We start from the raw sequence: 23203 nt of genomic DNA on the forward strand, positions 1-23203 counted from the left end.
AGCGGCGTTTAACGATCACAATGCGCACCCGGATTGGCCCCGGAAAGCACCGCGCCCCGGCGGTCCGCACGGGACCACCGGGGCGCGGCGCGCGACCCGCTCGACCGTCAGGCGCCCACGTCGCCCAGCATGTCGGTCACCAGCTCGGCGATCGGCGACCGTTCCGAGCGCGTCAGCGTGACGTGCGCGAACAACGGGTGCCCCTTGAGCCGCTCCACCACGGCGGCCACCCCGTCGTGCCGCCCCACCCGCAGGTTGTCGCGCTGCGCGACGTCATGGGTGAGCACCACGCGCGAGCCCGCGCCGATGCGCGACAGCACGGTCAGCAGCACCCCGCGCTCCAGCGACTGCGCCTCGTCCACGATCACGAAGGCGTCGTGCAGGGACCGGCCGCGGATGTGGGTGAGCGGCAGCACCTCCAGCATGCCGCGGTCGAGGACCTCCTCGATGACCTCCGGCGTGGTCACCGCCGACAGCGTGTCGTAGACGGCCTGCGCCCAGGGCGACATCTTCTCGTTCTCGGTGCCGGGCAGGTAGCCGAGCTCCTGGCCGCCGACGGCGTACAGCGGGCGGAACACCACGACCTTGCGGTGGCGGCGGCGCTCCAGCACGGCCTCCAGGCCCGCGCACAGCGCCAGGGCGGACTTGCCGGTGCCGGCCCGGCCGCCCAGCGACACGATGCCCACGTCCTCGTCCATCAGCAGGTCGAGCGCCACCCGCTGTTCGGCGGAGCGGCCGCGCAGGCCGAACACCTCGCGGTCGCCGCGCACCAGCCGGACCGACTTGTCGGGCTGCACCCGGGCCAGCGCCGAGCCGCGCTCCGACAGCAGCCGCAGGCCCGTGTGGCACGGCAGGTCGCGCGCCTCCTCCAGGTCGGCCGTGCCGGTGTCGTACAGCTCCTCGATCAGGTCGGCGGGCACCTCCAGCTCGCGCATCCCGGTCCAGCCGGACTCCACGACCGCCAGCTCGGCCCGGTACTCCTCGGCCGCCAGCCCCACCGCCGACGCCTTGACCCGCATCGGCAGGTCCTTGGACACCAGCACCACGTCGCGGCCCTCCCGGGCCAGCCAGGCCGCCACCGACAGGATGCGGGTGTCGTTGTCGCCCAGCCGGAACCCGTCCGGGAGCACGGTGGGGTCGGAGTGGTTGAGTTCGACCCGGACCGTTCCACCCAGCTCCCCGACCGGCACCGGGTCGTCCAGCCGCCCGTGCGCGACCCGCAGGTCGTCCAGGGTCCGCAGGGCCTGCCGGGCGAAGTAGCCCAGCTCCGGGTGGTGGCGCTTGGCCTCGAGCTCGGAGATGACGACGATGGGGAGTACGACCTCGTGCTCGGCGAACCGGGTCATCGCCCCCGGGTCGGCGAGCAGGACGCTGGTGTCGAGGACGTACGTGCGCCGAACCGAGCCGTCGGTCCCGGGCCCGGAGGAGCCCCCGGAGAGGGGCCGGCGCGTGGAGGTTGTGGCCACTCGATCTCCCTGTGCAGAGGGGATTTGCCGGTGGCGCCGCAGTCCGCCCCCGTCGCGTCCGGGACCGGCGCGGTCTCCGGGACGTCCGGGGCGGTGATCGGCGGGAACGGCGGGCGCTCCCGCGAGTGATCCTCAGGAACCGAAGCGCCGGTGCCGCGCGGCGTAGGAGCGCAGCGCCCGCAGGAAGTCGACCTTGCGGAAGTCCGGCCAGTGGACCTCGCAGAAATAGAACTCCGAGTGGGCGCTCTGCCACAGCATGAACCCCGACAGGCGCTGCTCCCCGGAGGTGCGGATGAGCAGGTCCGGGTCGGGCTGGCCGCGCGTGTAGAGATGCTCCGCGATGTGCTCGACGTCGAGGACCTCGGCGAGCTCCTCGATGCTGGTGCCTTTGCCCGCCTGCTCAAGCAGCAGTGAGCGCACCGCATCAGCGATCTCACGCCTACCTCCATACCCAACCGCGACGTTCACAATCAGGCCGGGGGCGCCGGATGTGGCCTCATAGGCGTCTTTCAGGACACGCGCCGTCTTGTCGGGCAGCAGGTCCAGCGCGCCGACCGGCTTGACGTGCCAGCCGTCGGCGGCGAGTTTCTGCACGGTGTTCTCGATGATCTCCAGCAGCGGATCGAGCTCGGCGGCGGGCCGCGACAGGTTGTCGGTGGACAGCAGCCACAGCGTGACCACCTCGACCCCGGCCTCGGTGCACCAGTGCAGCAGTTCGGAGATCTTGTCGGCTCCGGCGCGGTGGCCGGTGTTGACGTCGGTCAGGCCCATGGAGCGGGCCCAGCGGCGGTTGCCGTCCAGGATCACCCCGACGTGGCGGGGGATGTTGTCGGTGGGCAGCGACGCCTCGACGCGCCGCTCGTACATGCGGTAGACGGCGTCGCGGATCGCCGCGTACGGGCCGCTGCGGCGGACGGCCGAGGTCACGCGTGCGCGGTGTCCGTCCTCCTTGGCAGCGTCACGGCTCACGTCGGATTCCGCTCCGCGACGCGTCCCACCCCACCGAACCCCCATGTGGGCTTCCCTTCGAGCAGCCGTCTCCTGTGAGAACGAGGCTCAATTATGGCTCGCGAGCAAGGGTTGTCCTACCGTCTTGGACGTTTGCGGCCTCGTGCGAGGTTTCAGCATATTTCGCGCCGAACGGCAGGAAATCCCTCGGGAGGGCGACGCGCGGACCGGGGCGGCTACGCCTGGGGTCCGGCCGCGCGGGCGCGCTCGACGTGCTCCAGGGCGGCGCGCAGTTCGGCGAGCCACTCGTCGGTGTTCTTGCCGACCAGCCGGACGCACCAGGCCAGCGCGTCGCTGCGGCTGCGCGCCACGCCCGCCTCGACCAGGGTGTCCAGGACGCGTCGTTCGGGCTGGCGCAGCCGGGTCATCACCGGCACCGACAGCGTGGTGAACATCTCGCGGACGCCCCCGCAGACCACCCCCCAGGACACGCGCTGCCCGAAGCGGTGCTCGGCCTCGCGCGCGATGGCCATGCGGCGCTCCCGGGTGTCCTCGCGGAAGCGCTGGATGTGCCCGGCCAGCATGGCGGCGCGCTCGGTCTCGGAGACGCCGCGCGCGGCCGCGGGCTCGGGCAGGCGGCCGACCACGCTGATCTCCTCGCGGTCGAGGACGACCTCGACCGGCCCCTCGAACCAGCCCTCGGGCAGGCGGCCGGTGAACCAGCCCCGGACCTTCTCCACCGCCTCGCTCGTAGTCATGTAATCAAAATTACAGCTCCGTCGACGCCCCCGGCCAGCCGCCCCAACGATTGACACTCGCCATCTTTTGAGAGTTACTGTCACTTCATAGTGGATCTCATACGGAGGTGACTCTCATGGCAGGGGCGGACCCGCGGCGCTGGTGGGCCCTGGGCGCGCTGGCGCTGGCGCTGCTGGCACTGGGCTTCGACCTGACGATCCTGAACGTGGCGCTGGCCACCATGTCGCGGGAGCTGGACGCCGGGACCAGCGAGCTGCAGTGGATCGTCGACTCCTACGTCCTGGTGTTCGCGGCGCTGCTGCTGCCCGCCGGGCTGCTGGGCGACCGGTTCGGCCGCAAGCGGATGCTGCTGGTGGGCCTGGCGGTGTTCGGCGCCGCCTCCGTCGGCGGGGCGCTGGCCGGCACCCCCGGCTGGGTGGTCGCGGCACGCGTCGCCATGGGCGTCGGCGCCGCGGTGCTGATGCCGCTGTCCATGTCGATCCTGCCGACGATCTTCCCGCCGGAGGAGCGCACCCGGGCGATCGCGGTGTGGACCGGCTCGATGGCGCTCGGCCTGCCGCTCGGCCCGCTGCTGGGCGGCTGGCTGCTGGAACACTTCTGGTGGGGATCGATCTTCGTGATCAACGTTCCGGTGGTCGTCGTCGCGATGGGGGCCATCGCGCTGCTCGTCCCCGAGTCGCGCGACCCGGCCCGGCCCTCGCTGGACGTCCCGGGCGCGCTGCTGTCGATCACCGGCCTGGCGGCCCTGGTGTACGGGGTGATCGAGGGGCCGGTGGCGGGGTGGAGCGACCCCGGGGTGGTGGGCGCGCTGGCCGCCGGGGTGGTGCTGCTGGCGAACCTCGTCGTCTGGGAGAGCCGGGCCCGGCAGCCGATGATGAACCTGGCGCTGTTCCGCGACCGGCGGTTCGTCTGGTCGGCGGCGGTCACCACGGCCGCCAACCTGATGATGGCCGGGATCCTGTTCGTGCTGCCCCAGTATCTGCAGGTGGTGCTGGGCAACGACGCGTTCGGCACCGGGCTGCGGCTGATCCCGATGCTGCTCGGCCTGCTGGTCGGCGCGGTCCTCACCGACCGGCTGGCCGCCCGCACGGGGCACAAGCCGATCATCGTCTCGGGGATGGCGGTGCTCGGGGCCGGGTTCGGCCTGGGCGCGCTGACCGACCCCGGCGGCGGCTACTCCTACACCGCCCTGTGGCTGACCGTGCTCGGGGTGGGCCTCGGCCTGACCATGGTGCCCGCCATGGACCTGGTCATCTCGCTGCTGCCCGGCGGCGAGGTCGGCCGCGACTCGGGGCTGGTGCAGACGCTGCGGCAGACCGGCTCCGCGCTGGGCATCGCGCTGCTCGGCAGCCTGCTGTCGCAGCTGTACCGGGACCGCGTCGAGACGGCCGGGCTCCCGGAGGCGGCGGCCGACGCGGTGCGCGACTCGGTCGGCGGGGCGGCGGCGGTGGCCCAGCGGCTCGGCGACGACGCGCTGCTCGCCTCGGCCCGCGAGGCGTTCGTGCACGGCATGAACGGACTGCTGGCCGCCTGCGCGGGCCTCACGGCGGTCATGGCGGTGCTGGCGCTGGCGTTCCTGCCGGGACGGCGGGCCGGGCGGGATGCGGCCGCGTCCGGCGATGGCCGACAATCGACCCATGCGCACGCAGCCGACTGACCAGCGCCACTTCGAACAGGCCGGGGACCGCCCCGCCGGCCGGGCGGTGGACCGGCTGGAACGCTACCTGCGCGGGCTGCCGCTGCGCGAGCGCAAGAAGCTGCGGACCCGCAGGGCGATCCAGGACCACGCCCTGCGGCTGTTCGCCGAGCAGGGCTACGACGCCACCACGGTCGAGCAGATCGCCGCGGCCGCCGAGGTGTCCCCCAGCACGTTCTTCCGCTACTTCCCGTCCAAGGAGGACGTGGTCGTCAACGACGAGTACGACCCGGTCCTGGTGGAGCTGTTCCGCGCCCAGCCGCCGGAGCTCACCGTGCTGGAGGCGCTGCGGGCCAGCCTGCGCGAGGTCTTCCGGCACATGTGGGACGAGGACGTGAACGCGATCGGCACGCGGATGCGGCTGATGACGGAGGTGCCGGCGCTGCGCGCCCGGACGCTGGAGTCGATCCGCGAGGGCACGCTCGGGGTCGTCGCCCAGATCGTCGCCGAACGCACCGGGCGGCCGGTCCGGGACCCGGACGTGCAGGCGTTCTCCTGGGCGGTGATCGGCGTGTTGATCGGCGCCATGTACGCCTGGATCGACGGCGGCGCCGAGGAGGACCTGGGCGAGCTGGTCGACCGCAACCTGGCGTTCCTGGCGGCGGGCTGCTCGATCGACGCCCCGCCCGCGGGCTGACCGAGGCCGACAGGCGGGATCGGCGGGCGGGGGCAGCAGGCGGAATCGGCGGGCGGGATCAGTAGGCGATGCTCGAGGCGCGCCGCGGGTTGACGCGCACCGCGCCCTTGAAGTTGCGGAAGTAGACGTCCTGCACCTGCACCACGGTGCCGCGGCGCGGCGCGGCGATCATCTTGCCGTCGCCGATGTAGAGCGCGATGTGCGAGATGTAGCCGGGCGCGGTCGGGTCGTTGGCCCAGATCAGCATGTCGCCCGGCTGGGCCTTCTCGAACGGGATCACCCAGCCGGCGCGGGCCTGGTCGGCGGCCACGCGCGGCAGGCGGACCCCGGCGCGGGCGAAGGCGTACTGCATCAGCCCCGAGCAGTCGTAGCCGCCCTCGGCCTCCGACTCGCCGCCCCACACGTACGGCCAGCCCAGCCGCGTCCGCGCCGCCTCGATCACCGTGCGCACCTGCCGGGCGGTCATCACCTGGCCGTTGGCCGCGGGCAGCCTCTCGGCGCTCGGGTAGTCGATCTCGGGGTCGACCTCGACGGCCTTGGCCTGCTTCGGCAGCACCTTGGCGCGCAGGTGCCTGATCAGCTCGGCCCGGTCGACCTTGGGGGCGGAGATCAGCAGGGCGTTTCCGGACGGCACCCCCAGCGCCCGTGCCGTGTCGCGCGAGACGACGGCGTCGACGTCGGCGATGCCCATGGTGGCGTACGCGCCGACCCGCACCTCGCTCTGCCGGTCCTTGCCGCCGATGGGGACTCGGCTGCCGAGTTGCAGCCCGCCGTCGCTGCCCATGGTGAACGAGACCGCCACGTCGCCCGCGGCGATGTTGCGCCACAGCGCGTCGGACTGGGCGGTGGGCTTGGGCGTGTAGTTGCGGAAGGTGGACGGGTCGACGCCCAGCAGCCCCACCCGCTTGCCCGCGACCATGGCCTGGACGGCGTCGACGACCTCGACGCCCTTCACGCCCTTGATCTTGCGGATCTTCTCGACGGTGCCGGCGGGCAGCGTGCCGGGCGCGGCCACCAGCACGTGCGGGGTGAGCCGCTTGCCGAGCGGAGCCACCGCCGCGGGGGAGAGCACGGAGGTGCCGGACGCGGCGACGAACCGGCCGGCGATCTGCGTCTGCGGCTGCGGCCCGGGGGACGCGGACGAGCCGTGGGCCAGCAGCACCGCGACGTCGGCGGCCAGTGTGGTCGCCGCCGTCACGCCGATGATCATCGGTAGCATCCGGCGGCTCGGCTCGCGCACCCCACCACTCCCTCGTCCCTCGTCCCGACCGGCCCCACGACCGTGGCCCTGGTGACTATGACCGATTTCGCGGCTTACGTCCAGGTACATACCGTAACCAGCGCCACTTCCGGCGATCCGCCCGCGAAGCGGCATATCCGCCCCAGCTACTCATTGGTAACACCCGGCCGAGACGAGATCAATGTCACGGTGCCACAAAATGGATCTTTCTTCCAAAGGAGCCGGGCATCTGTCCACACCCGGACTTAGGAATGCAGCTCCCGGGTCAGGTCGGCCGGCGTCGTCACCGGCAGGCGGCAGGCGAAGTGGCGGCACACGTACGCGGCGGGCGCGCCGTCCACCGGCCCGCGTCCCTCCAGCAGCGGCACCCGCGCCGGGGCGCCGGGCGTCCCCACGCTGACCACCGCGCCCGGCGCGGGCGACATCAGCGCCGTGCGGTGCAGCAGGCGCGTGCGCTCGTCCTCCGGCTCCCCCACGATCGCGATCTCCACCGGCCCCGCCGCGTACGCCTCGGCCACGGCCAGCCCCCAGCCGGCGAACCGGGCGTGCTTGGCCGCCAGAAGGGTGGCCGGCGCCAGCGCCGCCGCGGCCGCCTCCCGGTGCCGTGACGAACCGGTCAGCGCCGCGTACGACAGCAGCGCCCCGGCGGCGGCGAACTGGCCGGACGGGGTGGCGTTGTCGGTGGGGTCCTGGGGCCGCCGGAACAGCCGCTCGGCGTCGTCGGCGGTGTCGTAGAAGCCGCCGTCGCCGTCGCCGAACCGCTCCAGCACCGCGTCCAGCAGCATCCCCGCCAGCCGCACGTGCGCGGCGTCGCCGGTGACGCCGTGCAGGGCCAGCAGCCCCTCGGCCATGTCGGCGTAGTCCTCCAGCACGCCCGCGTTGGCCCCGGCCGCCCCCGCCCGCGACGTGCGGGTCAGGCGGCCGTCGCGCAGGTGCACGCTCTCGACCAGCCGCACGATCTCCGTCGCCGCCGTCACCAGGTCGGGCCGCTCGAACAGCGCCCCGCACTCGGCCAGCGCGGCGACCGCCAGCCCGTTCCAGGCCGCCACGACCTTGTCGTCGCGGGCCGGGGGCACGCGCCGCCCGCGCGCCTCCAGCAGGGCGGCGCGGACACGTGCGTGGCGTTCCAGGTCGTCGGGGTCCCTCAGCAGCCGCAGCACCGAGGTGCCGTGCTCGAACGAGCCGCCCTCGGTGACGTCGAAGATCTCGGCCGCGTACGCGCCGTCCTCGTCCCCGAGCACCTCGCGCAGCTGCGCGGGCGTCCACACGTAGTACTTGCCCTCCACGCCCTCGCTGTCGGCGTCCAGGGCCGAGGCCAGCCCGCCCTCGGCGGTGCGCAGGTCGCGCAGCATCCAGTCGCAGGTCTCCACGGCGATCCTGCGGGCGAACGGACTGCCGGTCAGCCGCCACCAGTGCGCGTACACGCGCGCCAGCAGCGCGTTGTCGTACAGCATCTTCTCGAAGTGCGGCACGACCCAGGAGTCGTCCACCGAGTAGCGCGCGAAGCCGCCGCCGAGCTGGTCGTACATGCCGCCGCGCGCCATCGCCTCCAGCGTGTGCCCGGCCATGGCCAGGGCCTGCTCGTCCCCGGTGCGGGCGTGGTGGCGCAGCAGGAACTCCAGCGCCATCGACGGCGGGAACTTGGGCGCGCCGCCGAACCCGCCGCGCGCCGCGTCATAGGCCCCGGCCAGCGCGCGCACCGCGTCGGCCAGCTGCTCGGCGCCGGGCGGCTCGGCCCGCGCCGCCAGCGGGCCGCGCGAGGCCAGGGCGTCGACGACCTGCCGCCCCTGCCCGACCACCTCGTCGCGCTTGTCCGTCCACGCCCTGTGGACGGCCTGCAGCAGCGCCTGGAAGTGCTGACGCGGGAAGTAGGTGCCGCAGTAGAACGGGTGCCCGTCGGGCGTCATGAACACCGTCATCGGCCAGCCGCCCTGGCCGGTCATGGCCTGGGTCGCCTCCATGTAGACGGCGTCGACGTCGGGCCGTTCCTCCCGGTCGACCTTGATGTTGACGAACATCTCGTTCATCATCCGCGCGGTCGTCTCGTCCTCGAACGACTCGTGCGCCATGACGTGACACCAGTGGCACGCGGCATAGCCCACCGAGAGCAGCACCGGCACCTCGCGGCGCCTGGCCTCGGCGAACGCCTCCTCGTCCCACTCCCGCCAGTCCACGGGGTTGTCGGCGTGCTGCAGCAGGTACGGGCTGGTCGCGTCCTTGAGGCGGTTCATGTCACCGATCCTGCCCGATCCGCCGGTTCCCTCACCCGTCCGTCCGGCGCCCGCCCGCGGGCGTCCGGCGGCGACGGGGAAGGGGGATGCGGTCGAGGTCGTGGGCGATGACGATGTCGCCGGTGAAGCCCGCCGCGGCGGCCTGCTCGGCGAAGCGCGGCTCGTCGTCGGCGCGGTAGCGCTCGGAGAAGTGGGTGAGCACCAGGCGCCGCACCCCGCCGCGGGCGGCGACCCGGCCCGCCTGCCCGGCGGTCAGGTGGCCGTACTCGGCCGCCAGCGCGGCGTCCTCATCGAGGAACGTCGACTCGATGATCAGCAGGTCGACGCCGTCGGCCAGCCGGTAGGCGGCGTCGCAGAGCCGGGTGTCCATGACGAACGCGACCTTCTGGCCGGGGCGCCGCACGCTGCACTGCTCCAGCGTGACGGTGCGGCCGTCGCGGGTGGTGACCCGTCCCTCCTCCTGCAGGCGCCGTACGAGCGGGCCGCGCACGCCCCGGGCGGCCAGCTCGGCGGGCAGCATCGTCACCCCGTCGGGCTCCTCCAGGCGGTAGCCGTACGCCTCCACGGGGTGCGACAGGCGCCGCGCGGTGAGGGTGAACGGGCCGGTGGCGATCTCGGCGTGGTCGCCGGAGATCGGCCGCTCCTGGATCACGGTCGTGTCGACGAACGCCGTGGCGTGCCGCAGCCGTTCCCAGTAGACGGCGCCGGCGGCGGGGAAGGCGGCGTGCACGGGGTGCCGCACGCCGTCGCGGGCGATCCGCTGGACGATCCCGGGCACGCCCAGGCAGTGGTCGCCGTGGAAGTGGGTGACGCAGATCCACGTCACGTCGTGCGCCGAGACGCCCGCGAGCGTCATCTGCCGCTGCGTGCCCTCCCCCGGGTCGAACAGCAGGCCGTGCCCGTCCCAGCGCAGCAGATAGCCGTTGTGGTTGCGGAACCTGGTGGGCACCGCGCTGGCGGAGCCGAGGACGACGAGATCACGCGCGGACATGCCCCCATGATGGTCCCCGCCCCACCCTGGTAAGCGAGTGGTTATTCTGACGGCGACGTCGGTGACGTGATCGGACCCGAGGAGCGCCGGTGGCCGGAAACAAGCGCGAGCAGATCAGGATGACGCCGGAGGAGGTCGCCGACTTCCTGGCCGCCTCGTTCAAGGTGCAGGTCGCCACGGTCGGCCCGCAGGGCGAACCGCACCTGGTGACGATGTTCTACACGCTGCTCGACGGCAAGATCGCCTTCACCACGTACCAGCGCTCGCAGAAGGTGCTGAACCTGCGCCGCGACCCCACCATGACATGCCTGGTGGAGGACGGCACCGAGTACCACGAGCTGCGCGGCGCCGCGCTGTACGGCAAGGGCCGCGTCATCGAGGACCCGGACGTCCGGCTGCGGGTCGGCGCGGTGGTCGGCGCCCGCATCGCCGGGCTGCCCGTGCCCGACCCCGGGCGGCCCCTGGACGCCGACTTCGCCGCGGGCCTGGAGAAGTCGCTGGCCAAGCGCGTCGTGATCGTGATGGAGCCGGACCGGATCGTCAGCTGGGACCACCGCAAGGCCTGACCGCGGGCCGCACGCCCCAGGAGACCCGCGCGCGGGCATGGTCACCTGGGGCGGGCCTGGTCAGTCCTTACGGGGAGCGTCCGCGGCCTTCTCGGCCTTGCCGGCCTTGTCGGCCTTGTCACCGGACTTGGCCTGCTGAGCGCGCTCCCACTCCTGCTGCTTGAGGTCGGCCTCGCGCGGAGCCTGGATGTTGCGCATCCGCTTGTTCATCGAACGCAGCAGCAGGAACGTGGCCACCGCCATGGCGACGAAAAAGCCGAACCCCAGCAGGCCGGGGGTGACCGTGTCGTCGTTGAGCGGAATGGCCTGGTCGAGCGGTACGGCCAGCGGAAGCATCACACAGACACCTTCTCCCGGATGCCGGCGAACAGGTCGTCCTCCGGCAGTTCGGTGTCCACCAGGGACCTGGCCAAATGGTAGTCCTCGGTCGGCCATGCCTCGCGCTGGAGGTCCAGCGGGCAGGCGAACCAGGAGCCGTTGGGGTCGATCTGGGTGGCGTGCGCCAGCAGCGCCTTGTCGCGGATCTCGAAGTAGTCGGCGCACGGCACGCGGGTCGTGACCTCCCACAGCTGCGGCCGGTCGTCGAAACCTTTGATCCAGTCGCCGTAGGGGGACTCCAGCCCGGCGTCCAGCATCGCCTCGTGCAGGGTGAGGATCCGCTCCCGGGTGAAGGTCATGTGGTAGTAGAGCTTGAGCGGCTGCCACGGCTCCCCCGTCCCCGGGTACCGGTCGGGGTCGCCCGCGGCCTCGAACGCCTCCACCGACACCTCGTGCGTCTTGACGTGGTCGGGGTGCGGGTAGCCGCCCTTCTCGTCGTAGGTGAGGATCACGTGCGGACGGAACTCGCGCACGGCCCGCACCAGCGGCTCGGCGGCCTTCTCCAGCGGCTCCAGCGCGAAGCAGCCCTCCGGAAGCGGGGGCGGCGGGTCGCCCTCGGGGAAGCCGGAGTCGACGAACCCCAGCCAGCGCTGGTCGACGCCCAGGATCTCGCGGGCGCGGGCCATCTCCTCCTGCCGCACCCGGGCGATGTCCGCGCGGACCTCCGGACGCTCCATGGCCGGGTTGAGGATGTCGCCGCGCTCGCCGCCGGTGCACGTCACCACCAGCACGTCCACGCCCTCGGCGACGTAACGGGCCATCGTGGCGGCCCCCTTGCTCGACTCGTCGTCGGGGTGGGCGTGCACGGCCATCAGCCGCAGCCGGCCGCCGCCCGGGCCGGATCCGTCCGGTCGTGGGCCGGCCTGCGCGCCGTTCGGCGAGCCGGTCGGCGCGGTACCGTCGATGAGCTCGGACACCTGGGGTTCTCCCTCTCAGCAGCATGTCTGGGCGTTACGAGGGCCCCGGTACGGAGCACCCGCCGCGACAGAAGAGAATTGTTCCTGACAACGTCCACGGATCGCACGGAGATTCCCGCCATGGCCACCAGCGCGCCCCCCGCCTCCACCGCCTCCGAGCGGCCGCGCCGCGGCGGCCGGCTGGGGTACGTCCTCATCGGCCTGCTGGCCGCGGTGATGGCCGTGGGCTGGGCCGTGGTCATGGCGAACGTGGGCCAGACACCGGGAATAGCGGCGCAGACCATCACCTTTTCCATAGTGAACGATTCATCTGTGCAGATCCGGTATCAGGTGGCCAAGCCGAAGGACTCGGAGGTCCGCTGCGTGGTGGACGCCTTCGACACCGACTTCGCCGTGGTGGCGCACAAGGAGATCACCGTTCCGCCCGGGACGTCGGAGCTCAAGCGCAGCGACACCCTGCAGACCTCCCGGCGGGCCACCGGCGCCCGGATCAAGGACTGCCGCGAGATCTGAATCGCCGGCAGCAGGCCACGACTCGTGACCTTGGTATTGGCAGATTACCTACGCCGTCCGCAGGGAACCTTTACCGCACACATCGCATAGGCTAGAGGTTTCACCTGGCCGCATTTCATGTCGATGTGGCGCTCTCCCCCGGGCGAGCGAGGATCGCAACATGTGGATGAGGAGTACCCGTGACCGAGACCCGCGCTGACAACGTCACCTGGCTCACCCAGGAGGCGTACGACCGGCTCAAGGCCGAGCTGGACCATCTGTCGGGCCCCGGCCGCATCGAGATCGCGCAGAGGATCGAGGCGGCGCGGGAGGAGGGCGACCTGCGCGAGAACGGCGGCTACCACGCGGCCAAGGAGGAGCAGGGCAAGATCGAGGCGCGGATCCTGCAGCTCCAGGGCATCCTGGAGAACGCCCGCGTCGGCGAGGCCCCGCGCACCGAGGGCGTCGTCGGTCCCGGCATGACCGTCACCGTGGCGTTCGAGGGCGATGACGAGGAGGTCACCTTCCTGCTGGCCTCCCGCGAGGAGAGCGGTGCCCCCATCGACGTGTACTCGCCCAAGTCGCCGCTCGGCGCGGCCATCAACGGCAAGAAGGTCGGCGAGAAGGCCACCTACACGCTGCCCAACGGCCGCAGCATGACCGTCGAGATCCTCGGCGCCACCGCCTACCAGGGCTCCTGACCCCTCGGCCACAGCCGATCCGGCCCGCCGCCCGCCAGGGGCGGCGGGCCGTCGCCTTTCCGGGCCGTGGTTCCGGCCACCCCTCATTCCGGGCCGGCCGGTGTTCCGTGCCGCTCATCTCCGGGCCGACCGTTCACCGGGCCCGGCCCTCGCGGCGACCGTCCGCGGACGCGCGATCCGGCGGCCGTCATGCCGGGCGACCGTGTCACCAGCCCCGGTTCCGCGGCTGCCGTCCGTCGGCGGGCGGTCCGGCGGGCCGGGGCGGCGCGGCGCGGGCCGTCCGCGGCTCGGCGGTGCTCGATTCGGCGGCTCGGGATTCGGCTGTCGCGCGGGACTCGGCGGCGGCGCGGGACTCGGCGGCGCGGGCGGCCTGGCGGACGAGCGGGAGGGTGCGGTAGGGCACCTGCGTGGCCAGGGAGATCACGGTCGAGGCGCGCTCCACCCCGCTGACGTCGACGACCAGGTCGATGACGCGCTGCAGGTCCTGGTTGCTGCGGGCGACGAGGCGGCAGAGCATGTCGCCCGGCCCGGTGATCGTGTGCGCCTCGATCACCTCGGGGATCGCGGCGAGCCGCTCGGCCACCGGGTCGTGCCCGCCGGGCTGGCGGATCTGCAGGGTGACGAACGCCGTCACGCCGTAGCCGAGCGCGGCCGGGTCGACGTCGGGGCCGTAGCCGCGGACGACCCCGCGCCGGGCCAGGCGGTCCAGCCGCGCCTGCACGGTGCCGCGCGCCACGCCCAGGCGGCGGGACGCCTCCAGCACCCCGATGCGCGGCTCGGCGGCCAGCAGTTCGATCAACCGTCCGTCCAGGCCGTCGACGGGTTCGGCGGGCACCGTGTCCTCCTCATGGTCATCCTGTACAGGCCGACCGGGCGTTCCCCTACAGCGCTGTGCAGATTGCCCAGTGATCTGGACCACTCTTGCGCACTCTGCAGGCGTCTGTCGAGATTGACGGCATGGACGATTTTCCGGTGAAGGGCATGGACGCCGTCGTGTTCGCCGTCGGCAACGCCAAGCAGACGGCGCACTACTACTCCACCGCGTTCGGCATGCGCCGGGTCGCCTACCGCGGGCCGGAGAACGGCAGCCGCGACGAGGCGGTGCACGTGCTGGAATCGGGTTCGGCGCGGTTCGTGTTCCGCGGGCCGGTGCGGGCGGGCACCGACCTCGGACGGCACGTCGCCGAGCACGGTGACGGGGTGGTCGACCTGGCCATCGAGGTCCCCGACGTCGAGGCGGCCTACCGGCACGCGCTCGCCAAGGGCGCCACGGGCCTGACCGAGCCGCACGTCCTGGAGGACGACTACGGCAAGGTCGTGATCGCCGCGATCGCCACCTACGGCGAGACGCGGCACTCCCTGGTCGACCGCTCCAACTACTCGGGCCCCTACCTGCCCGGCTTCGTCCCCGCCGACCCGATCGTCGAGCCGCCGGCCAGGCGGTACTTCCAGGCGATCGACCACTGCGTGGGCAACGTCGAGCGCATGGACGAGTGGGCCGACTTCTACCACCGGGTCATGGGCTTCACCGACATGGCCGAGTTCATCGGCGACGACATCGCCACCGAGTACTCGGCGCTGATGTCCAAGGTCGTGGCGGACGGCACCCGCAAGGTGAAGTTCCCGCTCAACGAGCCCGCCGAGAGCCGGCGCAAGTCGCAGATCGAGGAGTACCTGGAGTTCTACGGCGGCCCCGGCGTGCAGCACATCGCGCTGGCGACCAACGACATCCTGGCCGCGGTGGACCAGATGAAGGCCGCCGGGGTGGAGTTCCTCGACACCCCCGACTCCTACTACGAGGACCCCGAGCTGCGCGCGCGCATCGGCTCGGTGCGGGTCCCGGTCGAGGAGCTGCAGAAGCGCCGCATCCTGGTGGACCGCGACGAGGACGGCTACCTGCTGCAGATCTTCACCAAGCCGGTGCAGGACCGTCCCACGGTGTTCTTCGAGCTCATCGAGCGGCACGGCTCCCTGGGCTTCGGCAAGGGCAACTTCAAGGCCCTGTTCGAGGCGATCGAACGCGAGCAGGCCCGCCGCGGCAACCTGTGAGCCGGACCGCCCCGGCCCGTGCCGGCCGCCCGCCGGGCGGCTGACACGGCGGCAACGGGCGATCAGCGGTCGGTAAACATTCGCCGGTCCCGGGCGTGGTGAGGTCCGGGCGGCGGTGGCGCGAGCCCACCTTGACGGCATGACGCAACCGCCGCACGACCCCACGCCCGGGGAACGGCCGGAGGACGAGCCGTGGCGCGCGCCCGGCGAGTCCGGCGCCCAGCCACCACCGTCCCGGCAGCCCCGGCCCGACCGGCAGCCCGGCGAACAGCCGCCCCCGTATCCCGGCCCCTACGGCGGTCAGGGCCCGCACGGCGGTGTCCCCCAGTACGGCATGCCCCCGTCCTACGGCGGCTACGGCCCGGCCGGGCCCGCCGCCGAGCTGGCCCGCCGCTGGGCGCGGCTCGGCGCGGCCGTCGTCGACTCCCTTCTGCTCAGCGTCGTGATGCTGCCGATCCTGCTGCCGCTGGTGGACTGGCGGCAGATGACCGGCCCGTCCCCGAACGCCCCGATGGTCGACCGCGGGCAGCTGGCCGCGAACGTGGCCTACCTCGTGCTCGCCTTCCTCTACTACTGGCTGATGCACCTGCGGTTCGGGCAGACGCTCGGCAAGATGCTGCTGAGGATCCGGGTGGTGCGGGCCGACACCGGTGGCGCGATCAACGTCGGCCAGGCCGCGGGGCGGTCGGCGTTCTACAGCGTCCTGGGCGGCCTGTGCGGCTGCATCGGCATCGTCGACGTGGCGTGGATCCTGTGGGACGAGCGCAGGCAGGCTCTGCACGACAAGGTCGCCGGGACGGTCGTGGTCAAGGCGCGTCCCGGCACGCCCAACCCCTACGCCCGGCGCTGACGCCCCCGCCGGTAGATCTTTTTACTGCGGATTTGCCCAGTCTGCCCGGCGGCGGGCAGGCTGGGCACCGTGCCTACCGCCGGAAATCCGCTCAGGCCTGCCCGCCCCCGTGGCTCCCGGACCGCCTCGCGCGGTGTCGCGGGCCTGACCGCGCTGGCGCTCGCCGGCACGCTGGCGGCCTGCCAGTTGCCCAACGGCGACCGTGACACGGGCCTGCCGGCCGAGCCCTCGCAGGGGGCGGCCGCCCGCCCCGGGCAGGACACCATCGGCGACCCCTACGTGCCCGGTGACGGCAACGCCGGGTACGACGTCCAGCACTACGGCCTCAAGCTGGCCATCACGCCGGGCGGCGCCGAGGAGCTGGACGGCACCGCCGAGATCACCGCCACCGCCACGCAGCGGCTGCCCTCGTTCAATCTGGACCTGACCGGCCTGCGGGTGTCGCAGGTGACGGTGGACGGCGCGGCGGCGCGGCAGCGGCAGGACGGCGAGGAGCTGACCGTCTCCCCGGCCAAGCCGGTGGAGAAGGGCGCCCGGTTCACCGTGGCGGTGCGCTACTCCGGGACGCCGCGCCCGGTGAACGACCCGATCCTGGGCCGCTACGGGTGGATCCGCACCCCCGACGGGGTGTTCGTGGCCTGCCAGCCGAGCGGCGCGCACACCTGGTTCCCCAGCAACGACCATCCCAGCGACAAGGCCACGTTCGACTTCGAGATCACCGTCCCGGACGGGCTGACCGCCATCGCCAACGGCGAGCCGGCCACCCCGCTGAACGACGCCGGGGGCGGCGCCCCCGAAGCCCCCGAAGCCCCCGGAGCGCCCGATGCCCCCGGCGCCCCTGGCGACCCCGGCGCGCCCGGCGGCCCCGGCGCGGAGCAGAGCCCGGCGGTCACGCCGATCTCCGCGCGGCGGTCGTCGACGACGAAGTGGCGGGTGAAGGAGCCGATGGCCACGTACCTGGCCACGGTCACCGTGGGCCGGTTCGGGGTCACGACGAGCCGCACGCCCGGCGGGGTGACCAACATCTCCGCCGTCGACCCGACGGTGCCGGGCGCCGACCTGGACGTCTTCCACGCCAAGAACGCCCAGATCACCGACGAGCTGGCGCGGCGGTTCGGCCCGTACCCGTTCTCCTCCACCGGCGGCATCGTGGACAACGCCCAGGTCGGGTTCGCGCTGGAGACGCAGACCCGTCCGGTGTACGGGGCGTACGGCATCGACGACACGCTGCTGGCGCACGAGCTGGCGCACCAGTGGTTCGGCGACAGCGTCAGCGTGACGCGCTGGAAGGACATCTGGCTGAACGAGGGCTTCGCGACCTACGCGGAGTGGATGTGGGCCGAGAAGGCGGGCGGGCAGTCCGTCCAGGCCCGGTTCGACGAGCTGTACGCCGACCGCGGCAACCGTGAGCTGTGGGACGTGCCGCCGGGCAACCCCGGCCGCTCGCAGATGTTCGCCCGTTCGGTGTACGACCGGGGCGGCATGACCCTGCACGCGCTGCGCACGAAGGTCGGCGACGCCAAGTTCTTCCAGATCCTGCAGACCTGGACCAGGGAGCGGCGGCACTCCTCGGGCACCACCGAGCAGTTCATCGAGGTGGCCGAACGGGTGTCGGGGCAGAAGCTCGGCTCGCTGTTCGACGACTGGCTGTACAAGCGGGGCCGTCCCGGCCGCTGACCACCCGCCGCGTCCGCGGACCGGCCGGGGCGTGATCGTCAAACGGTGACCAACCGGCGGCAAGCAGTGGGGAACCTCCGGCGCGTCCGCGCGGCGCCGTGCCGTCCCGCCGCGCACAGTGGCGTCGATGAACGAGGCTTGGGTGCGCGCGACCGCGGCGGCGACCGTGGCCGTCCTGCTGGTGACCTCGGGCGGCGGGGACGCGTCCGCCGTTCCCGAGGAGGATCCCGCCGACTACGGCACGATCGGCGGCCCGGGCATCGGCGACCCGTATTTCCCCAACGCGGGCAACGGCGGCTACGACGTCCAGCACTACGACGTCGACCTCGGCTACCCCGGAACGAAGGGCGATATCGACGCCACCGTCACCGTCAACGCCCGGGCGGCCCAGTCGCTGTCGGCGTTCAGCCTGGACTACCGCGGCCCGGCCATCTCCTCGGTCACGGTCGAAGGCAGACCCGCCCGGCACCAGCGCGACGGCCAGGAACTGACGATCACTCCGGCCAGGTCGATCTCCTCGGGGCAGGTGTTCACCACGGTGGTGCGTTACGCCGGACGTCCCGGTCCGATGCCGGACGGCCCCCTCGGCACGTACGGGTGGATACCGACCCGGGACGGCGCGGTCGTGCTGTCCCAGCCGGACGGCGCGCCGACCTGGCTGCCGGTCAACGACCATCCCAGCGACAAGGCGACCTACTCGTTCCGGATCACCGTGCCCAAGGGCCTGCGCGCGGTCGCCAACGGCAGACCCGGCCGCGTCGTCCGCCGGGGCGGCAGGACCACCTACGAGTGGGCCGAGGACTCCCCCATGGCCAGCTACCTGGCGACGGTGGCGATCGGGCGGTTCCGGATGCGGCACGGCAAGGCGGGCCGCATCCCGGTGATCACGGCCGTCGACCCGAGGTTCCGCAGGTCGGCGGACCGCGTGCACCGCACCACGATCAAGGCGGTGCGCTGGGCGGAGAAGATGTTCGGCCCCTACCCGTTCGCCACCGCGGGCGGCGTCGTGGACGACCCGGAGCTGGACTACGCGCTGGAGACCCAGGAGCGCCCGGTCTACGCCGGGTTCGTGCCGAGCGACGAGTTCATCGTCCACGAGCTGGCGCACCAGTGGTTCGGCAACAGCGTCAGCCTGCGCAACTGGCGGGACATCTGGCTGAACGAGGGCTTCGCCACCTACGCCGAGTGGCTGTGGCGGGAACGGGGCGGACGGGGCGGGCGCCACCGCAACACCGCCGAGAAGGTGTTCCGGCGGTACTACCGGCTGCCCGGCGACTCCTCGGTCTTCCGCCCGCCGCCCGGCGTTCCCGGCCGCAACGACATGTTCGGGTTCTCGGTCTACACGCGGGGCGCGATGTGCCTGCACGCGCTGCGCAGGCGGGTCGGCGACCGGGCGTTCTTCGCGATCCTGCGCGAGTGGGCGCGCACCCACCGCGACGGCAGCGCCGCCACGCCCGAGTTCGTCCGGCTGTCCGAGCGGATCTCCGGCCGCGACCTGGACGGCCTGTTCCGCACCTGGCTGTACGGCAAGGGCAAGCCTCGCCGCTGGTGACCCCGCCGCCGCTGGAGCCGCCTCCGGGCCGCCGGTGCCCCGCCGCCCGTGAACCCTGTCGCGGCGGTTGCGCGCGACCTCAGGCGTACTGCAGGTCGGCGGTACGGATCTTGCCGCCGGACACGGTGAAGTCGTAGTGCGCCCGCCAGCCCTGTGACCCGGACGGCGCCCAGTGCACCAGCAGCTTCTGCCCGTCGTCCCGCCGTTCGGCGATCGACAGGACCCGCAGGCTGCCGCCGATCACCTCGTCGCGCGCCCAGGCGCGGATGGCGTCGCGGCCACTGATCGTCCGGGACACGTCGACCACCGCGCCGTCGCCGGCGAACGCATTCACCAGCGCGTCCAGGTCCCGGCGGTTGACCGCGTCCACGTACGCCCGCGCGGCGGCATCGACCCCGTCGACCGAGGCCGGGGCCGAGGCCGGCGGCCGCCCTGCCGACGACGCCCCCGCAGATGTCGTGGGCGCGGCGGCCGAAGGGTCCTCGTCTCCCCCGCATCCGGCGAGCGTCAGCGTGGTGACCAGCGCGAACGCCGCCGCGGTAATCCGCCGGCCGGTCATCGGCCGCCGTTCTGCAGCAGGGTGCCGCCGGCCGGTGTGGCCCGTGCCAGCGCGGCGTCCAGTTGCGCGAGCGTGTCGGCGTGCAGGTCGATGTGGGCGGCCTGCAGGTTCTCCTCGATGTGCGCGGGTGTGCGGCTGCCGGGGATCGGCACCACGTCCTGCCCCTGGTGCAGCAGCCACGCCAGCGCCAGCTGCCCGGGGGTGATGCCGAGGTCGGCGGCGATGCCGCGCACGGCCACGTAGGCGTCGTTGTTGGCGGCGAGGTTGGCGTCGCCGAACCGGGGGTTGTTGCGGCGGAAGTCGCCGTCGCCGACCCGCTGGACGGTGCCGGTCAGGAACCCGGCGCCGAGCGGGCTCCACGCCACCACCCCCACCCCGAGCTCGCGTGCGGCCGCCAGCAGGTCGGGGTCCGCCGGCCGCCACATCGACCACTCGGTCTGCACTGCCTGCACGGGATGCACCGCGTGGGCCCGCCGCAGCTGCTCGGCCGTGACGTTGGACAGCCCCAGGTACCGGACGAGCCCGTCGTCCACCAGTTCGGCGACCGCGCCGACGGTGTCCTCGATCGGCACCTTCGGGTCGGGGAAGTGCGGGTAGTACAGGTCGATCACGTCGACGTCCAGGTTGCGCAGGCTGGCCTCGGCGTACCCGCGCACGTACCGGGGCTCGGCGTTGACGGCCAGCTCGCCGAACTCGAACCCCACGGGGAACCGGTGCGGCTCGGCGCCGTCGGGGACGCGGAACCCGAACTTGGTGGCCACCACGACCTCGTCGCGGCGGCCCTTGATCGCCTTGCCCACGAGCCGCTCGTTGTGGCCGTCCTCGCCGTAGCCGTCGCTGGTGTCGACGAACGTGGCGCCGCCGTCGAGCGCGTGGCGCAGCGCGGCCAGCGCCCGGTCCTCGTCGACCTCGCCGTACATGCCGGGCGACAGCACCATCGCGCCGTATCCGATCGCGGGCACCCGCAGGCGTCCCAGCCCGCGCGAAGGAAGCTCGTTCATGCCTCCACGCTGCCGTCCGGACGGTCCGAACGTCCAAGACATAGCGGTATAACCAGAAGTAATGGATGCCCATCTCCGGGAGCTGCGCTACTTCGCGGCCATCGCCGACGAGCTGAACTTCACCCGCGCCGCCGCCCGGCTGTTCGTCTCGCAGCCGGCGCTGTCCAAGCAGATCCGGGCCCTGGAGCGGCGGCTGGGCTTCGAGCTGTTCGAACGGCGCGGCCGCGAGATCGCGCTGACGCCGCAGGGCGCGGCGCTGCTGCCGGCCGTCCGCGACGTCCTGGGCACCTGGGACCGCGCCTACGCCGAGACCCGCGCGCTCGACCGCCCCCGCACCCTGGTCGTCGGCATGCAGACGGCCGTCGGCCGCGATCCGCAGCGCCACGCCCTGCGCCGGTTCCGCGAGCTGGCGCCCGACTGGACGGTCTCGCTGCGGCTGGTCGGCTGGGACGATCCCACCGCCGGGCTGGCCGACGCCTCCAGCGACGTGGCGTTCGTGTGGCTGCCGGTGCCCGCCGCCGGCGTCCGCACCCACACCCTGGTCGGCGAACGCCGCCACGTGGCGCTGCCCGACGACCATCCGCTGGCCGCCCGCGCCGAGATCGACTTCGCCGACCTGCTGGACGAGCCGTTCATCGCGCTGCCCGCCACGGCCGGTCCGCTGCGCGACTTCTGGCTGGCGCTCGACGCGCGCGGGGGCCGTCCGCCGCGGATCGGCGCCGAGGCCACCGCCCCGGACGAGGTGTTCGAGGCGGTGTCGTCCGGCCTGGGCGTCGTCCTGCTCGCCGAGGGCAACACCCGCCTCTACCAGCGGCCCGGCGTGGTCTGCCGGCCCGTGCGCGGCCTGGCGCCCGCCGAGCTGGCCGTGGCCTGGCGCGCCGACGACACCCGCGAGATCACCCGCCTGTTCGTCGCCGCCCTGCGCGGCGCCGCCGGCTGACGGCTCCCGCAAGGGTGGGCGACCCCAACGAATTCGATACCAAATCGAGCTTGTACTGCACAGATGCCGCTGACAGCTTGAGGGGCGTTGTCTGATGAGCTGAGGACGAGTCGATGAGCAGATCTCCCCGAGCGGTGGCCGCGGTGGCGCTCGGCGTCGCCGCGAGCCTGATGGTGACGGCCGCGCCCGCGGGCGCGGCCCCCGTGCGGTACACGCCCGGCGCGCCGGGCGCGGGCGACCCCTACTTCCCCGACATGGGCAACGGCGGCTACGACGCCGCCCACTACGACGTCGCGCTGACCTACGACCCGGCGTCCAAGGGCATCTCGGCGGTCACCACGATCAAGGCGCGGGCCACCCAGCACCTGTCGCGGTTCAACCTCGACTTCCAGGGACCGCTGAAGATCTCGGCGCTGACGGTGAACGGCAAGAAGGCCGCCTACAAGCGCACCGGCGCCCAGGAACTGGAGATCACCCCGGCCAAGGGCCTGCGCAAGGGCAACGGCTTCACCGTCAGCGTGGCGTACTCGGGCGTCCCCGAGGGCGTGGACGACCCGGCGCTGGGCCGCTCCGGCTGGATCCCGACCGACGACGGCGCGGTCATGCTCAACCAGCCGATCGGCGCCGCGACCGTCTACCCGGTCAACGACGCCCCGTCCGACAAGGCCACCTACACCTTCACGCTGACCGCGCCGAAGGACCTGACCACGCTCGCCAACGGCGACCCGGCGGGCCGCTGGACCAGGGGCGCCCAGACCACCACCCGCTGGGTGATGAACAAGCCCATGGCCAGCGAACTCAGCATGATCGCGATCGGGAAGTACGACGTGGTCACCGGCCGGACCGCGCGGGGCGTGCCCAACATCACCGCCACCGACGCCCGCCTCGGCATCTCCGCCCGGTTGGCCAAGGACTTCCACGACCAGACCGCCGAGTTCCAGGAGTGGCTGGCCGGCAACTACGGCCGCTACCCGTTCTCCTCCACCGGCGGCATCGTGGTCAAGGCCGGGGTCGGGTACGCGCTGGAGACCCAGGGCCGCCCGGTGTACGACCTGGGCCGGCGGCCGGGCACCATCCCGCGGCCGGACCTGACCGTCCACGAACTGGCCCACCAGTGGTTCGGCGACAGCGTGACGCCCGAGCGGTGGGCCGACATCTGGCTCAACGAGGGCTTCGCCACCTACTCCGAGTGGCTGTACTTCGAGAAGTACACCGGCAAGACCGCGCAGCAGAGCTTCGACGAGGTGTACGCCACGCCCGCCGACGACGACCTGTGGAAGCCGGTCACGGCCGACCCCGGCCGCGACAACATCTTCCACTCCACGGTCTACGACCGGGGCGCGATGACCCTGCACATGCTCCGCAAGACCATCGGCGACCAGGCGTTCTTCAAGCTCGTCAAGCTGTGGCCGACGGTCAACAAGGACGGCAACGTCTCCACCCGGGACTTCATCGCGTTCGCGGAGAAGGTCTCCGGCAGGCAGCTCGACGACCTGTTCGACAAGTGGGTCTACACCTCCGGCAAGCCCGCCCTGTGAGATGACCCCGACGAC

The 23203-nt window shown here is 72.7% G+C and carries 21 protein-coding genes and 1 pseudogene; 11 read left to right on the plus strand and 11 right to left on the minus strand.

Annotation, left to right across the window (positions count from 1 at the left end; translation table 11 throughout):
- Positions 1 to 107: 107 nt before the first annotated feature.
- From phoH2 to ABD811_RS43070, 3 genes are all read right to left on the minus strand, one after another.
- Entirely contained in the window at positions 108 to 1466 is a 1359-nt protein-coding gene (gene phoH2 / locus ABD811_RS43060) for an RNA 5'-3' helicase PhoH2 (RefSeq protein WP_344959450.1), read from the minus strand.
- A 132-nt stretch (positions 1467 to 1598) separates the two neighbouring features.
- On the minus strand, positions 1599 to 2480 hold the full coding sequence (locus ABD811_RS43065; protein ID WP_425549519.1) for an isoprenyl transferase: 882 nt from the start codon (positions 2478 to 2480) through the stop codon (positions 1599 to 1601).
- Between the two features lie 170 nt (positions 2481 to 2650).
- Positions 2651 to 3172, minus strand: a complete 522-nt coding sequence (locus tag ABD811_RS43070) for a hypothetical protein (protein WP_344959452.1) — start codon at positions 3170 to 3172, stop codon at positions 2651 to 2653.
- Positions 3173 to 3288: 116 nt separating this feature from the next.
- On the opposite strand from ABD811_RS43070, the gene ABD811_RS43075 reads away from it, so the two are divergent.
- Together ABD811_RS43075 and ABD811_RS43080 are read left to right on the plus strand one after the other, a co-directional pair.
- On the plus strand, positions 3289 to 4830 hold the full coding sequence (locus tag ABD811_RS43075; RefSeq protein WP_344959454.1) for an MFS transporter: 1542 nt from the start codon (positions 3289 to 3291) through the stop codon (positions 4828 to 4830).
- Positions 4811 to 5506, plus strand: coding sequence for an acyl-CoA-like ligand-binding transcription factor (locus ABD811_RS43080; protein ID WP_344959456.1), 696 nt, complete (start codon positions 4811 to 4813; stop codon positions 5504 to 5506). The genes ABD811_RS43075 and ABD811_RS43080 overlap by 20 nt, the downstream gene beginning before the upstream one ends.
- A gap of 58 nt (positions 5507 to 5564) precedes the next feature.
- Here the strand turns inward: ABD811_RS43080 and ABD811_RS43085 are convergent, their stop codons facing one another.
- From ABD811_RS43085 to ABD811_RS43095, 3 genes are all read right to left on the minus strand, one after another.
- Entirely contained in the window at positions 5565 to 6746 is a 1182-nt protein-coding gene (locus tag ABD811_RS43085; protein WP_344959458.1) for a C40 family peptidase, read from the minus strand.
- Positions 6747 to 6991: 245 nt separating this feature from the next.
- Positions 6992 to 8977 (minus strand): thioredoxin domain-containing protein, encoded by a 1986-nt coding sequence (locus ABD811_RS43090; protein WP_344959460.1) that lies wholly within the window; start codon positions 8975 to 8977, stop codon positions 6992 to 6994.
- Positions 8978 to 9008: 31 nt separating this feature from the next.
- Positions 9009 to 9968 (minus strand): ribonuclease Z, encoded by a 960-nt coding sequence (locus ABD811_RS43095; protein ID WP_344959462.1) that lies wholly within the window; start codon positions 9966 to 9968, stop codon positions 9009 to 9011.
- A gap of 89 nt (positions 9969 to 10057) precedes the next feature.
- Here ABD811_RS43095 and ABD811_RS43100 point away from each other — a divergent pair, with 89 nt between their 5' ends.
- Entirely contained in the window at positions 10058 to 10534 is a 477-nt protein-coding gene (locus ABD811_RS43100; RefSeq protein WP_344959464.1) for a pyridoxamine 5'-phosphate oxidase family protein, read from the plus strand.
- A gap of 60 nt (positions 10535 to 10594) precedes the next feature.
- Here ABD811_RS43100 and ABD811_RS43105 read toward each other — a convergent pair whose 3' ends face one another.
- Both ABD811_RS43105 and mca read right to left on the minus strand, forming a co-directional pair.
- The gene (locus ABD811_RS43105; RefSeq protein ID WP_344959569.1) at positions 10595 to 10870 is read right to left on the minus strand and encodes a hypothetical protein; all 276 of its coding nucleotides are present in this window, start codon (positions 10868 to 10870) and stop codon (positions 10595 to 10597) included.
- Positions 10870 to 11724 carry a mycothiol conjugate amidase Mca gene (gene mca / locus ABD811_RS43110; RefSeq protein WP_344959571.1) on the minus strand — a complete coding sequence of 285 codons (855 nt, stop codon included), beginning with the start codon at positions 11722 to 11724 and terminating at the stop codon, positions 10870 to 10872. Before mca ends, ABD811_RS43105 begins: the two co-directional genes overlap by 1 nt.
- A gap of 225 nt (positions 11725 to 11949) precedes the next feature.
- Between mca and ABD811_RS43115 the strand changes: the two genes are divergently transcribed.
- A complete protein-coding gene (locus tag ABD811_RS43115; protein ID WP_344959466.1) occupies positions 11950 to 12342 on the plus strand; it encodes a DUF4307 domain-containing protein in 393 nt (130 codons plus the stop codon).
- 179 nt (positions 12343 to 12521) lie between these two features.
- Entirely contained in the window at positions 12522 to 13022 is a 501-nt protein-coding gene (gene greA, locus ABD811_RS43120; protein ID WP_344959468.1) for a transcription elongation factor GreA, read from the plus strand.
- Positions 13023 to 13383: 361 nt separating this feature from the next.
- Here greA and ABD811_RS43125 read toward each other — a convergent pair.
- Positions 13384 to 13857: pseudogene (locus tag ABD811_RS43125) on the minus strand (Lrp/AsnC family transcriptional regulator); the annotation flags it as partial.
- A gap of 122 nt (positions 13858 to 13979) precedes the next feature.
- Here ABD811_RS43125 and hppD point away from each other — a divergent pair.
- The 4 genes from hppD (at position 13980) to ABD811_RS43145 (ending at position 19150) form a co-directional block, all read left to right on the plus strand.
- Complete coding sequence (gene hppD, locus ABD811_RS43130; RefSeq protein WP_344959470.1) at positions 13980 to 15071, plus strand: 4-hydroxyphenylpyruvate dioxygenase; 1092 nt, start codon at positions 13980 to 13982, stop codon at positions 15069 to 15071.
- 139 nt (positions 15072 to 15210) lie between these two features.
- On the plus strand, positions 15211 to 15921 hold the full coding sequence (locus ABD811_RS43135) for an RDD family protein (protein ID WP_344959472.1): 711 nt from the start codon (positions 15211 to 15213) through the stop codon (positions 15919 to 15921).
- Between the two features lie 69 nt (positions 15922 to 15990).
- Positions 15991 to 17598 (plus strand): M1 family metallopeptidase, encoded by a 1608-nt coding sequence (locus ABD811_RS43140; protein WP_344959474.1) that lies wholly within the window; start codon positions 15991 to 15993, stop codon positions 17596 to 17598.
- A gap of 127 nt (positions 17599 to 17725) precedes the next feature.
- Positions 17726 to 19150 (plus strand): M1 family metallopeptidase, encoded by a 1425-nt coding sequence (locus ABD811_RS43145; protein WP_344959476.1) that lies wholly within the window; start codon positions 17726 to 17728, stop codon positions 19148 to 19150.
- 79 nt (positions 19151 to 19229) lie between these two features.
- Here ABD811_RS43145 and ABD811_RS43150 read toward each other — a convergent pair whose 3' ends face one another.
- A complete protein-coding gene (locus ABD811_RS43150; protein WP_344959478.1) occupies positions 19230 to 19709 on the minus strand; it encodes a nuclear transport factor 2 family protein in 480 nt (159 codons plus the stop codon).
- Positions 19706 to 20710 (minus strand): aldo/keto reductase, encoded by a 1005-nt coding sequence (locus ABD811_RS43155; RefSeq protein WP_344959480.1) that lies wholly within the window; start codon positions 20708 to 20710, stop codon positions 19706 to 19708. The genes ABD811_RS43150 and ABD811_RS43155 overlap by 4 nt, the downstream gene beginning before the upstream one ends.
- 61 nt (positions 20711 to 20771) lie before the next feature.
- Between ABD811_RS43155 and ABD811_RS43160 the strand changes: the two genes are divergently transcribed.
- Together ABD811_RS43160 and ABD811_RS43165 are read left to right on the plus strand one after the other, a co-directional pair.
- On the plus strand, positions 20772 to 21650 hold the full coding sequence (locus ABD811_RS43160; RefSeq protein ID WP_344959482.1) for a LysR substrate-binding domain-containing protein: 879 nt from the start codon (positions 20772 to 20774) through the stop codon (positions 21648 to 21650).
- A 113-nt stretch (positions 21651 to 21763) separates the two neighbouring features.
- Positions 21764 to 23188, plus strand: a complete 1425-nt coding sequence (locus ABD811_RS43165; RefSeq protein WP_344959484.1) for a M1 family metallopeptidase — start codon at positions 21764 to 21766, stop codon at positions 23186 to 23188.
- The last annotated feature ends 15 nt before the right edge of the window (positions 23189 to 23203 follow it).

Origin of the sequence: Actinomadura miaoliensis, assembly GCF_039536785.1 — a bacterium.
GTDB classification, from domain to species: domain Bacteria; phylum Actinomycetota; class Actinomycetes; order Streptosporangiales; family Streptosporangiaceae; genus Spirillospora; species Spirillospora miaoliensis.

Coding starts and splice junctions, on each gene's coding strand:
- ABD811_RS43065 (WP_425549519.1), bottom strand. CDS start 2,480: ATGGGGGTTCGGTGGGGTGGGACGCGTCGCGGAGCGGAATCCGACGTG.
- ABD811_RS43070 (WP_344959452.1), bottom strand. CDS start 3,172: ATGACTACGAGCGAGGCGGTGGAGAAGGTCCGGGGCTGGTTCACCGGC.
- ABD811_RS43075 (WP_344959454.1), top strand. CDS start 3,289: ATGGCAGGGGCGGACCCGCGGCGCTGGTGGGCCCTGGGCGCGCTGGCG.
- ABD811_RS43080 (WP_344959456.1), top strand. CDS start 4,811: ATGCGCACGCAGCCGACTGACCAGCGCCACTTCGAACAGGCCGGGGAC.
- ABD811_RS43090 (WP_344959460.1), bottom strand. CDS start 8,977: ATGAACCGCCTCAAGGACGCGACCAGCCCGTACCTGCTGCAGCACGCC.
- ABD811_RS43095 (WP_344959462.1), bottom strand. CDS start 9,968: ATGTCCGCGCGTGATCTCGTCGTCCTCGGCTCCGCCAGCGCGGTGCCC.
- ABD811_RS43105 (WP_344959569.1), bottom strand. CDS start 10,870: ATGCTTCCGCTGGCCGTACCGCTCGACCAGGCCATTCCGCTCAACGAC.
- mca (WP_344959571.1), bottom strand. CDS start 11,724: ATGGCCGTGCACGCCCACCCCGACGACGAGTCGAGCAAGGGGGCCGCC.
- ABD811_RS43115 (WP_344959466.1), top strand. CDS start 11,950: ATGGCCACCAGCGCGCCCCCCGCCTCCACCGCCTCCGAGCGGCCGCGC.
- hppD (WP_344959470.1), top strand. CDS start 13,980: ATGGACGATTTTCCGGTGAAGGGCATGGACGCCGTCGTGTTCGCCGTC.
- ABD811_RS43135 (WP_344959472.1), top strand. CDS start 15,211: ATGACGCAACCGCCGCACGACCCCACGCCCGGGGAACGGCCGGAGGAC.
- ABD811_RS43145 (WP_344959476.1), top strand. CDS start 17,726: ATGAACGAGGCTTGGGTGCGCGCGACCGCGGCGGCGACCGTGGCCGTC.
- ABD811_RS43150 (WP_344959478.1), bottom strand. CDS start 19,709: ATGACCGGCCGGCGGATTACCGCGGCGGCGTTCGCGCTGGTCACCACG.
- ABD811_RS43155 (WP_344959480.1), bottom strand. CDS start 20,710: ATGAACGAGCTTCCTTCGCGCGGGCTGGGACGCCTGCGGGTGCCCGCG.
- ABD811_RS43160 (WP_344959482.1), top strand. CDS start 20,772: ATGGATGCCCATCTCCGGGAGCTGCGCTACTTCGCGGCCATCGCCGAC.
- ABD811_RS43165 (WP_344959484.1), top strand. CDS start 21,764: ATGAGCAGATCTCCCCGAGCGGTGGCCGCGGTGGCGCTCGGCGTCGCC.